Origin of the sequence: uncultured Nocardioides sp., from assembly GCF_947489365.1 — a bacterium.
In the GTDB taxonomy this organism is placed as follows: domain Bacteria; phylum Actinomycetota; class Actinomycetes; order Propionibacteriales; family Nocardioidaceae; genus Nocardioides.
Genome location: NZ_CANLDB010000002.1, coordinates 397245 through 409639, shown reverse-complemented (window position 1 = coordinate 409639; position 12395 = coordinate 397245). Strand labels below are relative to the sequence as shown.

At 72.8% G+C, this 12395-nt stretch carries 8 protein-coding genes; 4 read left to right on the top strand and 4 right to left on the bottom strand.

The genetic code is table 11. The annotated features are described in order from the left end of the window. Positions 1–7 precede the first annotated feature (7 nt). Positions 8–1636, top strand: coding sequence for an L-glutamate gamma-semialdehyde dehydrogenase (gene pruA, locus Q0858_RS07290; protein ID WP_299052192.1), 1629 nt, complete (start codon positions 8–10; stop codon positions 1634–1636). Positions 1637–1669: 33 nt separating this feature from the next. Here pruA and Q0858_RS07285 read toward each other — a convergent pair whose 3' ends face one another. Beyond that, the gene (locus Q0858_RS07285; RefSeq protein WP_299052191.1) at positions 1670–2137 is read right to left on the bottom strand and encodes a DUF2505 domain-containing protein; all 468 of its coding nucleotides are present in this window, start codon (positions 2135–2137) and stop codon (positions 1670–1672) included. A 111-nt stretch (positions 2138–2248) separates the two neighbouring features. Between Q0858_RS07285 and Q0858_RS07280 the strand changes: the two genes are divergently transcribed. After that, positions 2249–7039: an NAD-glutamate dehydrogenase gene (locus Q0858_RS07280; RefSeq protein WP_299052190.1), complete on the top strand. Its 4791-nt coding sequence runs from the start codon at positions 2249–2251 to the stop codon at positions 7037–7039. Positions 7040–7141: 102 nt separating this feature from the next. On the opposite strand, the gene Q0858_RS07275 is transcribed toward Q0858_RS07280, so the two are convergent. Genes Q0858_RS07275 through Q0858_RS07265 form a run of 3 tightly spaced genes read right to left on the bottom strand, consistent with a single transcriptional unit; the run spans position 7142 to position 9780 of the window. Continuing rightward, entirely contained in the window at positions 7142–8227 is a 1086-nt protein-coding gene (locus Q0858_RS07275; protein ID WP_299052189.1) for a Ku protein, read from the bottom strand. 43 nt (positions 8228–8270) lie between these two features. Next, positions 8271–9041, bottom strand: a complete 771-nt coding sequence (locus Q0858_RS07270; protein ID WP_299052188.1) for a sulfite exporter TauE/SafE family protein — start codon at positions 9039–9041, stop codon at positions 8271–8273. Positions 9042–9048: 7 nt separating this feature from the next. After that, positions 9049–9780, bottom strand: coding sequence for a FadR/GntR family transcriptional regulator (locus Q0858_RS07265; protein WP_299052187.1), 732 nt, complete (start codon positions 9778–9780; stop codon positions 9049–9051). A 102-nt stretch (positions 9781–9882) separates the two neighbouring features. Between Q0858_RS07265 and Q0858_RS07260 the strand changes: the two genes are divergently transcribed. Next, positions 9883–11193 carry an SLC13 family permease gene (locus Q0858_RS07260; RefSeq protein WP_299052186.1) on the top strand — a complete coding sequence of 437 codons (1311 nt, stop codon included), beginning with the start codon at positions 9883–9885 and terminating at the stop codon, positions 11191–11193. A gap of 5 nt (positions 11194–11198) precedes the next feature. Next, entirely contained in the window at positions 11199–12392 is a 1194-nt protein-coding gene (locus Q0858_RS07255) for a CoA transferase (RefSeq protein WP_299052185.1), read from the top strand. Positions 12393–12395 lie beyond the last annotated feature (3 nt).

The window sequence follows — 12395 nt, the reverse complement described above, 5'->3', positions numbered from 1 at the left end:
TCGGGCCATGGACGCCGTCACCACCCCGCCCACCCCGATCAACGAGCCGAACCTCCACTACGCCCCGGGCTCGCCCGAGCGCGAGGCGCTGCTGACCGAGCTGGCGGCGCTGGAGGCGACGCAGACCGAGCTGCCCGCCCACATCGGCGGCGAGCGGCGCACCGGCGGCGGCACCGAGATCCCCGTCGTGCAGCCCCACGACCACGCCCACGTGCTCGGCGTCATCGGCAACGCGACGCGGGCCGACGCGCAGGACGCCGTCGCCGCGGCCACCGAGGCCGCGCCCGCGTGGCGCGCCATGCCGTTCGACGAGCGCTGCGCGGTGATCCTCAAGGCCGCCGACCTGCTCGCCGGCCCGTGGCGCCAGCGGATCAACGCCGCGACGATGCTCGGCCAGGGCAAGACGGCGTTCCAGGCCGAGATCGACTCCGCCTGCGAGCTCATCGACTTCTGGCGCTTCAACGTGCACTTCGCGAAGCAGATCCTCACCGACCAGCCCATCGCGAACTCCCCGGGCATCTGGAACCGCACCGACCACCGGCCGCTCGAGGGCTTCGTCTACGCGATCACGCCGTTCAACTTCACCGCCATCGCCGGCAACCTGCCCACCGCGCCCGCGCTGATGGGCAACACGGTGCTGTGGAAGCCCTCCCCGACGCAGCAGCTCGCGGCGACGCTGACCATGCAGCTGCTCGAGGAGGCCGGGATGCCGCCCGGCGTCATCAACATGCTCCCCGGCGACGGGCTCGCGGTCTCCGAGGTCGCGCTGGCCCACCGCGACCTGGCCGGCATCCACTTCACCGGCTCCACCCCGACCTTCCAGCACCTGTGGCGCACGGTCGGGGAGAACATCACCGGCTACCGCTCCTACCCGCGGATCGTCGGCGAGACCGGCGGCAAGGACTTCATCGTCGCCCACCCCTCCGCCGACCCCGACGTGCTGCGCACCGCGATGATCCGCGGCGCCTTCGAGTTCTCCGGCCAGAAGTGCTCCGCCGCCTCCCGCGCGTACGTCGCCCGCTCGGTGTGGGAGCGCATGAAGGACTCGCTGGTCGCCGAGGTCGAGGCGATCTCGATGGGCGACCCGACCGACCTGTCCCACTTCATGGGCGCGGTCATCGACGACCGGGCCTTCGCCAAGCACAAGGCGGCGCTGGACCGGATCGCCGGCACCGACCACCTCGAGCTCGTCGCGGGCGGCACGTACGACGACTCGGTCGGCTGGTTCGTGCGGCCCACCGTCGTGACCTCCACGGACCCGACGGACGAGCTGTTCACGACCGAGTACTTCGGGCCGATCCTCGGCGTCCACGTCTACGAGGACGCCGACTTCGAGCAGGTCGTGCACCAGATGGAGTCGATCGCCGACTACGCGCTGACCGGCGCGATCATCGCCCAGGACCGGGCCGCGATCGCGTGGGCCCGGAAGACCCTGCGCTTCGCCGCGGGCAACTTCTACATCAACGACAAGCCCACCGGCGCGGTCGTCGGCCAGCAGCCCTTCGGTGGTGCGCGCGCCTCCGGCACCAACGACAAGGCGGGCGCGCCCAGCAACCTGATGCGCTGGACGAGCCCGCGCTCCATCAAGGAGACGTTCGTGCCGCCGACGGACTACCGCTACCCGTACATGGGCTGAGTCGCCCCGGGGACCGGTGAGGGGCGGCAGGGCTCAGCCGAGCCGCTCCTTGCCGACCTCGTGCTCCTTGCGCAGGCCGTCACGGAGCATGTCCTTGAGCAGGCCCTCGATCTTGCCGCCCACCATCGGCACCTTCACGGTGATGTCGAGGACGACCTTCTCGACCGAGCCGTCGCCGTCGGGCTCGATGTCGAGGGTCCCGCTGACCTCGCCGGGCTTGCCCGGGATCGCCAGCGTGATGTCGGCGTGTGTCGCGGACGTCCAGGTTTCGGTCTGCACGATGGTGACCTCCTCGCCGACGATCTTGGTGGCGTAGCCGGGCAGGCCCTTGGTCCGGCGCCCGAACTCGATGCGCACCTCGTCGCCGTCGATCGACACGTCGTGGCGGGTGGCCCCCTGGCGCTCGCAGACCGCCTCGCGGAAGGCGGGGTCGTCCAGCATCGCGGAGACCTCGTCGGGGGTCGCGGCGTAGGGCATGTCGTGGGTCAGACGCGTGGCCATGGGGGTCCTCTCGGGGGCTGTGCCGGTGCTCGCGCGCGCCCGGCCGGGGGTACAGGTGTGCACCATCATGGGGCATGCCCGGAGGCGCCCCGTATGGCCTAGCCTCGGCGGGTGGTCACCGTCGACGACACCCTGCTCCGCGCCTACTACCGGCACATCCCGCCCGAGGAGGTGCGCGAGCGCGCCAGCGCCGACCTGGCGGCGGCGTACGGCGCCCACGCCGAGCTCGCGGCCGAGCGCCCGCAGGGCACGGCACGGGTGCGCGTCCACACGCCGGAGCCCGGGGCGGACGGCTGGTCCTGCCAGGGCCGCACCGTCGTGGAGACCGTCACCGACGACATGCCGTTCCTGGTCGACTCCCTCACGATGGCCCTCGACGGGGCCGGCCACACCGTCCACGTCATCGTCCACCCGCAGATGATGGTCACCCGGGACGTCGCCGGGACCCTGCACTCCGTGCGGCCCGCCCCCGAGCCCGGCCAGCCCGACCTCCCGCGTGACGACGAGGTCCGCGAGTCGTGGATGCACGTCGAGATCGACCGGCTCGGACCCGACGACGACCCGACCGACCTCGAGTCCGCGATCCTCGCGGTCTTCCGCGACGTCCGCGAGGCCGTCGAGGACTGGGGCAAGATGCACGCCCGCATCGGCGAGGTCGTCGCGGTGCTGCGCGACGACCCCGCGGGTGCGCCGGCGGACGACGCCGCCCGGGCCGTCGAGCTGCTCGACTGGCTCGCCGACGACCACTTCACCTTCCTCGGCTGCCGCGACCTCGTCCTCGCCGACGGCGAGCTGCGGGCCGTGCCGGGCACCGGGCTGGGCATCCTGCGCCCCGACCCCGCCGCCGACGAGGTGGAGCCGGACGACGGCGGCCCCCGCCCGCTGCTGCGCGTCGCGAAGGCCGACGAGCGCTCCACAGTCCACCGGGCGGCGTACCTCGACGTCGTCGCCGTCACGACGTACGACGCCGACGGGGCCGTCACGGGGGAGCGGCGGTTCGTCGGACTGTTCAGCTCCGCCGCCTACACCGAGTCGCTGACCCGGGTCCCGCTGCTGCGGGAGAAGGCCGCGCAGGTCCTGCAGCGGCTGGGGTTCGACAAGTCCAGTCACGCCGGCAAGGCGCTGATGGACGTGCTGGAGAACTACCCCCGCGACGAGCTGTTCGGCGCCGGGGTGGACGAGCTCACCCCGCTGGCCGAGCAGCTGATGTGGGCCCGCGAGCGCCGTGCCCTGCGGGTCTTCGCCCGCCGCGAGGGTCGGGGCCGCTACCTCTCGGTGCTCGTCTACCTGCCGCGCGACCGCTACACGACCGCGGTCCGCGAGCGCTTCCGGGCGATTCTGCGCGAGCGGCTGGGCGCCGCCACCGTCGAGTTCTCGGTGCGCATCGACGAGTCCGCCATGGCCCGCGTGCACCTCGTGGTGCGCCCGGCGTCCGGCGAGTCGCTGCCCGAGGTCGACGCCGAGGCGCTGGAGCACGCCCTCAACGAGGCGTCCCGGTCGTGGCGCGACGACCTGCAGCACGCGCTGGTCCGCGCCCACGGGGAGCGGGAGGGGCGTCGTCTCGCGCGGCGCTGGTCCGAGGCCTTCCCCGAGGCCTACAAGGAGGACTTCTCCGCCGTCGTCGGCGCCGAGGACGTCGCCCGCCTGCAGGCGCTGACCGAGGAGGGCTCGAGCGGCTTCGACCTCGCCCTGAGCCGTCCCGCGGGGATGCCCGAGGACGACGAGGAGGCCGACGCCCTGCCGCGCGGCGACATCCGCCTCAAGGTCTACCGCGCCGACGCCTCGCTGTCGCTGTCGCACGTCCTGCCGATGCTGACCTCGCTCGGCGTCGAGGTCGTCGACGAGCGGCCGTACCAGCTGACGGTCGAGGGCCGCGACCTCTTCTGCTACGAGTTCGGCCTGCGTCACCCCGGCCGCGAGCCGGAGCACGCCGCGCGGCTGTTCGAGGACGCGCTCCGCGCGATCTGGGACGGCTACAACGAGCCCGACGGCTTCAACGGGCTCGTCCTCGGCGCCGGCCTGACCTGGCGGCAGGCGGCGGTGCTGCGGGCGTACGCGAAGTACATGCGCCAGGGCCTGACGCCGTTCGCGCTCGACACCATCACCTCCGCGCTGGTCGGCAACCACGACCTCGCCCGCGAGCTGGTCCGCCTCTTCGAGACCCGCTTCGACCCCGACCTCGACCTGGACGACGACGCCCGCGCCGCGCGGTACGCCGAGGTAAAGGCGCGCATCGAGCGCGGCCTCGACGACGTCGCCAGCCTCGACCACGACCGGATCGTGCGCAGCTACGCGGCCCACGTCGACGGCACCCTGCGGACCAGCTTCTTCCAGGTGGACGACGACGGCCGGCCCCGGGCGTACATGGCGTTCAAGCTCGACCCGGGCAGCCTGCCCGACCTGCCGGCGCCGCGGCCGGCGTACGAGATCTTCGTCTACTCCCCGCGCGTCGAGGGCGTCCACCTGCGGTTCGGGCCGGTCGCGCGCGGCGGGCTGCGCTGGTCGGACCGCCGCGACGACTTCCGCACCGAGGTCCTCGGCCTGGTGAAGGCGCAGATGGTGAAGAACACCGTCATCGTGCCCGTCGGGGCGAAGGGCGGCTTCTACGCCAAGAACCTGCCCGACCCGGGCGGCCGGCAGGCGTGGATGGACGAGGGCGTGGCCTGCTACCGCACCTTCATCTCCGCGCTGCTCGACGTCACCGACAACCTCGTGGACGGCGCCACGGTGCCGCCGGAGCGGGTGGTGCGCCACGACGGCGACGACCACTACCTGGTGGTCGCCGCCGACAAGGGCACGGCGACGTTCTCCGACATCGCGAACTCGATCGCGCTCGAGCGGGGCTTCTGGCTCGGGGACGCCTTCGCGTCCGGCGGCTCGGTCGGCTACGACCACAAGGCGATGGGCATCACCGCCCGCGGCGCCTGGGTCTCGGTGCAGCGCCACTTCCGGGAGATGGGCGTCGACTGCCAGACCGAGGACGTCACCGTCGTCGGCATCGGCGACATGTCGGGCGACGTGTTCGGCAACGGGATGCTCTGCAGCGAGCACATCCGTCTCGTCGCCGCCTTCGACCACCGCCACGTCTTCCTCGACCCCGACCCGGACGCGGCGACGTCGTACGCCGAGCGGAAGCGGATGTTCGCGCTGCCGCGGTCCAGCTGGGCCGACTACGACACGTCCCTGATCTCGGAGGGCGGCGGCGTCTTCCCGCGGACCGCGAAGTCGGTGCCGGTCAGCCCGCAGGTCGCCGCACGGCTGGGGCTCGACGAGGGCGTCGAGCGCCTGACCCCGGCCGAGCTGATGCGCGCGATCCTCCTCGCCCCGGCGGACCTGCTGTGGAACGGCGGCATCGGCACGTACGTGAAGTCCTCCGACGAGACCGACGCCGACGCGGGGGACAAGGCCAACGACGCGATCCGCGTCGACGGCCGCGACCTGCGCGTGCGGTGCGTGGGGGAGGGCGGCAACCTCGGCCTCACCCAGCTCGGTCGCATTGAGTACGCCCGCCACGGCGGCCCCGAGGACGGCCACGGGCGGATCGACACCGACTTCATCGACAACTCGGCCGGCGTCGGCACCTCCGACCTCGAGGTCAACATCAAGATCCTGCTCGACCTCGTCATGGCCGAGGGCTCGCTGAGCCGCGAGGAGCGGCCCGCGCTGCTGGCGTCCATGACCGACGAGGTCGGCGAGCTGGTGCTGCGGGACAACTACGAGCAGAACCTCGCCCTCGCGAACGCCGAGGCCAACTCGCCGAACCTGCTGCACGTCCAGGAGGACTGGATGCGCAAGCTCGAGCGCGACGGGCTCATCGACCGCGAGCTGGAGGGCCTGCCGAGCAGCCGGGAGGTACGGCGCCGCCTCGGCCGCGGCCAGGGCCTGACCACGCCCGAGTCCGCGGTGCTGATGGCCTGGACCAAGATCGTGCTCGCCCGGGAGCTCGCCCAGACCGACCTGCCCGACGACCCGTTCCTGCGCATCGACCTCTACACCTACTTCCCGGCCGCGCTGCGCCAGGACTACCGCCCGCAGATGGAGGCCCACCAGCTGCGCCGCGACATCGTCGTCACCCGGGTCGTCAACGACCTCGTCAACGGGGCCGGCATGACCTACTGGCCGCGGCTGTCGGGCGAGACGGGGGCGTCGGCCGCCGAGGTCGTGATGGCCAACTTCGTGGCCCGCGAGATCTACGGGTCCCTGGCGCTGCGCGAGGAGCTGGTCTCCTACGACAACCGCCTCGACGCGGGCGTCCAGACCCGGATGCGCCTGGAGATGCGGACGCTCGTCGAGCGGGCCTCGCGGTGGCTGCTGAACAACCGTCGCGCCCCGATGGACGCCGAGCAGGTGGTCGAGTCGTTCGGCGTCACCGCCCAGCGGCTGCTGCCGATGCTCCCCGAGCTGATGACCGGTCGGGAGCTCGACGCCTACGAGTCCCGCCGCGACACCCTCGTCCGCGACGGCGTGCCGGAGGACCTGGCCGCGCGGGTCGCGGCCCTGCCGCCGGCGTACATGCTGCTGGGGGTGGTCGAGACCGCCGGTCGCGACGACGTCGACCCCGTCGAGGTCACCCGCCTGCACTTCGTGCTCGGCGAGCGGCTGGGGCTCTCGCTGCTGACGCAGCGGATCCTCGCCCTGCCGCGCGACGACCGCTGGCAGACCATGGCCCGGGCCACCCTGCGCGACGACCTCCACACGGTGCACCACCAGCTCACCGCCCAGGTGCTCGCCGCGACCTCGGGCGACGACCCGGCCCCCCTGCGCGTGGCCGCCTGGGAGGAGACGGAGGCCGAGCTCGTCGCCCGTGCCGTCGAGTCCCTCGCCGACATCTGCGACACCGAGGACCCCGACCTCGCCCGCCTGTCGGTGGGCCTGCGCGTGGTGCGGGGCCTGCTGGGGTAGCTCGTCACTCAGGCCCCACCCGCCACTGGTTTCACGGGTCGGCTGGTGAAACCCCCGCTGGGCCCACGAAGTTCCGTGGGCCCGGACGGGGTCTCGTCCGCCCTAGCTGGCCTTCTTGGCGGCGGTCTTGCGGGAGCTCTTCTTCGCCGTGCTCTTCTTCGCCGTGCTCTTCTTCGCCGTGGTCTTCTTCGCGGCGGACTTCTCGGCCGGGGCCTTCGTGGCGGCCCTCGACTCGTCGTCCTTCGCCGCCGCCGTCTTCTTGGCCGCGGTCTTCCTGGCGGGTGACTTCTTCGTGGTGGCGGTCTTCTTCGCCGTGGTCTTGGCCGCCGGCTTCTCGCCGGCGTCGTCCTCGGTGCCGGCGGAGTCGCCGTCCCCGGCGTCGGCGGAGCCGCCCGCGTCCTCGCCCCGTGCGGTCTTCGCGGCCTGCACGGAGCGCTGGAGCGCGGCGAGCAGGTCGACGACCTCGCCGGAGGTCTTGGTCGAGGTCTCGGTGCGCTGCACTTCGCCGCCCTCGATCTTCGCGGTGACCACGGCCTGCACGGCCTCGGCGTAGTCGTCGGTGAAGTCGGAGGCGTCGAAGTCCCCGGCGAGGGTCTCGACGAGCATCGTCGCCATCTTCACCTCGTTGGCCTTCACGTCGCCGGCCTCGACGGAGAAGTCCGGGGTCCGGATCTCGTCGGGCCACAGCATCGTCTGCATGACGATCACGTCGCCGGCGTCGGTGGAGCGGACCCGGAGGACGGCGATCGTCGTCCGCTGCCGGATCGCGACCGTCACGACGGCCATCCGGTCGGCGTCCAGGAGGGCCTGGCGCAGCAGCGCGTACGGCTTCGCGCCGGACTTCTCGGGCTCGAGGTAGTACGGCTTGTCCAGCAGCATCGGGTCGATCTGGTCGGCCGGGACGAACTTCTCGACCGCGATCTCCCGGCTCGAGGTCACCGGCAGGTCCGCCAGGTCCTCGTCGGACAGGACGACCATCTCGCCGTCCTCGGTCTCGTAGCCCTTGGCGATGTCGGCGTACGCGACCTCCTCGCCGTCGAGCGAGCAGACGCGCTGGTACTTGATCCGGCCGCCGTCCTTCGCGTGGACCTGCCGGAACGACACGTCGTGGGACTCCGTCGCCGAGTACAGCTTCACCGGGACGCTGACCAGCCCGAAGGAGACCGCTCCCTTCCAGATCGCCCGCATGAGCCCAGTATGGGGGCGCGGCGCGGCCGGCGTCAGGACGCCGTCAGCGCAGGAGGAGCAGCGCGGCGGTCACCCCGACCACGACGACGGCGACCCGCAGCACGGCGCCGGGCAGGCGCCGGCCGATCCGGGCGCCGACGTACCCGCCGACGATCGAGCCCGCGGCAAGCAGTCCGATGACCGCCCAGTCGAGGTCGGCGAGGACGACGAAGATGACCGAGGCGACCACGTTCGCGGCCAGGATCGCGAGCGTCTTGAGCGCGTTGACGACCCGCAGCTCGAGGTCGAGGCCCAGCGCCAGCACCGCCAGCGCCATGACGCCGGAGCCGGCGCCGAAGTAGCCGCCGTACACGCCGGTCAGCGCGGTCGCCACCGTGGTGAGCGGGCCCATGGTGGTCCGGTCGACGGGCACGGTGCCCCGCGCCTCGGCCCGTCGCCGTACGGCGGACGAGATGCTCGGCTGGACGCCGACCAACAGGCAGGTGAAGAGGATCAACCAGGGGACGACGGCCTCGAAGACCCCGGGCGGCAGGACCAGCAGCAGGAGGGCGCCACCGACGGACCCGATCGCGCAGACGGTGAGGACGACGACCGTCACGCGGGGGTGCTCGCGCAGCTCGGCGCGATAGCCGAACGAGCCCGACAGGGCGCCCGGGGTGAGACCCACGGTGTTCGAGGCGTTGGCGACCACCGGCGGCAGGCCGACGGCCAGCAGGACCGGGAAGCTGAGCAGCGACGCCACCCCGACGGTGGCGGTGAGTACTCCGGAGCCCAGGCCCGCCGCCAGCACGGCCAGGGCCTCGAGGGCTGTCACCGGGGGCTCACGGGGCGGGGGCGTCACGCAGCAGCGCGACGTCACCGACCTTCACGACGTGGGCGTGCATGGCCGCGGCCGCCGCTCCGGGGTCGCGGTCGCGGATCGCCTCGGCGACGGCGCGGTGCCCGGCGAGGGAGTCGGCGGGCCGGCCGGGCTGGCCCAGCGACTCGACCCGCGACTCGCGCACCAGGCCGGCGATCTCCGCCATCATCCGGCCGATCAGCGGCGAGTGGGCGGCCGCGGTCACCGCGGCGTGGAACCGCTCGTCGGCCTCGATGCCGCGACCGCCCGCCGCCACGTCATCGGCCATGAACCCCAGGGCGGCGTCGATCTCGGCCAGGTCAGCGTCCGTACGGCGCTCCGCGGCCAGCGCCGCGGCCTTGGTCTCCAGCGCGTCGCGCGCGTCGAGGACGTCGGGGAGCCGGTCGGCGTGGTCGCGCACGGACTCCAGCACGCGGCGCCCGGACCCGGCGCCCGGCCCGGAGCCGGTCCCGGTCGGGGCGACGACGGTGCCGTCGCCGTGGCGCACCTCGACGACACCGACGACCTCGAGGGCCACCAGCGCCTGGCTCAGCGTCGCGCGGCTGACACCGAGCCGCTCGGCGAGCTCGCGCTCGGCCGGCAGCTTGTCGCCGGGCCCCATCTCGCGGGCGACGATCCAGTCGGAGATCTGCTCGGCCACCTGCTCGTACAGCCTGCTGCGGCGCAGGCGGCGGGGGAGGTCGGGTCCGGTCACGGCGCCCACCCTATTGACGGATGGCGCATTGACCTATTGGCTAGGCCACTGCGCCAGTGACCGGCGTCACGTCGCCCCGCGCCGGGGCAGGAGGAGGTCCGCATGGGACCGGAATACGTCGCGATCCTCGCGCTCGTCGCGTTGTTCGTGATCGGCACGCTGCTGCCGGTGAACATGGGGGCGCTCGGGTTCGTCGCCGCCTGGCTGGTGGGGATGTACGCCCTCGGACTCGACGAGTCCGAGATCATCGGCGGGCTGAGCGGGGACCTGGTGCTGACGATCGTCGGCGTCACCTACCTGTTCGCCATCGCCAACAACAACGGGACGGTCGACCTGATCGTCGCCACCGCCGTCCGCGCCGTCGGCGGACGCGTCGCGCTGATCCCGTGGGTGATGTTCGCGGTCACCGCGGTGCTCACCGGCGTCGGCGCCGTGAGCCCCGCGGCGTGCGCCATCGTCGGCCCCATCGCGCTGGGCTTCGCCGGCCGGTACGGCATCAACCCGCTGATGATGGGCATGTTCGTCGTCCACGGCGCCCAGGGCGGCGGCTTCTCGCCGATCAGCATCTACGGCTCGGTGACCAACGGGGTGATGGCTGAGGCCGGCCTGCCGAACTCCGAGCTCGTCATCTTCTTCTCCAGCCTCGTCGTCAACCTGCTCATGGCGACGCTGCTGTTCGTCCTCCTCGGCGGCCGCCGCCTGATGGGCATGCGCATCGACCCGTCGCAGGAGAACGCCGACCAGGAGGACCGGGCCGACGGCGGCTCGTCCGGCGGCGGCACCACGACGCTGACCACGAAGCCGACCTCGCGGCGCGCCCGGACCGACCAGGTCCTGACGCTGGTCGCGTTCCTCGGCGTCGCCACGATCGCCCTGGCCCTCGAGCGCAACATCGGCTTCGTCGCCATCACCGCCGCCGTCCTGCTCACGATGGCCTCGCCGACGCAGAACTCCGGCGCGGTCAAGCAGGTCGCCTGGCCCACCGTGCTCCTCGTGGCCGGCGTCAGCACCTACGCCTTCGTGCTCGTCGAGGCGGGCAGCTCGGAGTTCGTCGGCCGCTGGGCCGCCGGCCTCGGCGCGGCCGCGATCGGCGCCCTGATCCTCTGCTACGTCGGCGGCATCGTCTCGGCGTTCGCGTCCTCGACGGCCCTGCTGCCGGTGATCATCCCGATCGGCCTGCCGCTGATCGCGGAGGGCGGCATCTCCGCCGGGCTCTTCGTCGCCGCGCTCGCGGTGAGCTCGACGATCGTCGACGTCAGCCCGTTCTCCACCAACGGCGCCCTCATGCTCGCCAACCGCCCCGACAGCATCGGCGAGCGCGACTACTACCGTCAGATCCTGATGTACGCCGTCGTCGTGACGCTGGCGGGACCGCTCCTCGTATGGGCAGCCCTCGTGCTGCCGGGATGGTGAGAGACATGACCGAGACCAGCACCGCAGGCCCCCTCGCCGACGTCGTCGTCGTCGACCTCTCCCGCGCCCTCGCCGGGCCGCACGCGACCCAGATGCTGGGCGACCTCGGCGCCCGCGTGGTCAAGGTCGAGACCCCCGGCGGCGGGGACGACTCCCGTGGCTGGGGGCCGCCGTTCGTCGGCGGCCCGGCCGACGAGGGGGGCCACATCAGCACCTACTTCCTGTCCACGAACCGCAACAAGGAGTCGATCGCCCTCGACCTCAAGGCCGCCGCCGACAAGGAGGTCCTCCTGGGCCTCGTCGACTCCGCCGACGTCCTCGTCGAGAACTTCCGCACCGGCGTCCTCGAGCGCCTCGGTCTCGGCGTCGCCGAGCTCTGCGCCCGCAACCCGCGCCTCGTCGTCCTCTCCATCACCGGCTTCGGCCACGACGGGCCCGAGGGCGGTCGCGCGGGCTACGACCAGATCGCCCAGGGCGAGTCCGGCCTCATGTCGTTGACCGGCGCGGACCCCGAGCACCCGCAGAAGTTCGGCGTCCCCATCGCCGACCTCCTCGCCGGCATGTACGGCGCGTACGGCGTCCTCGCCGCGCTCCACGAGCGCGCCACCACGGGCGTGGGGCGCGTCGTGCGGACCTCGCTGCTCGCCGCGAGCATCGGCGTGCACGCCTACCAGGGCACGCGGTGGACCGTCGCCGGCGAGGTCGCGAAGGCCGCGGGCAACCACCACCCGTCGATCGCGCCGTACGGGCTGTTCCACTGCCGCGACGGGATCGTCCAGATCGCCGTGGGCAGCGAGGGCCTGTGGCGCCGGCTCTGCTCGGCGTTCGACCTCGACCCCCACGCCGAGGGGCTCGCCACGAACGTCGAGCGCGTCGGCAACCGGGAGCGCCTCATCGGGGTGGTCGAGGACGCCTTCGCCGACCACGACGCCGAGCCGCTGCTCGCCCGCCTCGCCGAGGCCGGCGTCCCGGCGGGCAAGGTCCGCACGATGGACGACGTCTACACGTGGGACCAGGTCGCCAGCCAGGGCCTGCTCGTCGACGTCGAACACCCCGTGCTCGGGACGGTGACCCTCCCCGGCCCGCCGCTGCGGTTCTTCGACGCCGAGGGCACCGAGGTCACCCATCGCGACTTCACCCCGCCGCCCGCCCTCGACGAGCACGGCGCGGCCATCCGCTCCGCGCTGCGCGAGTTGTGAGCG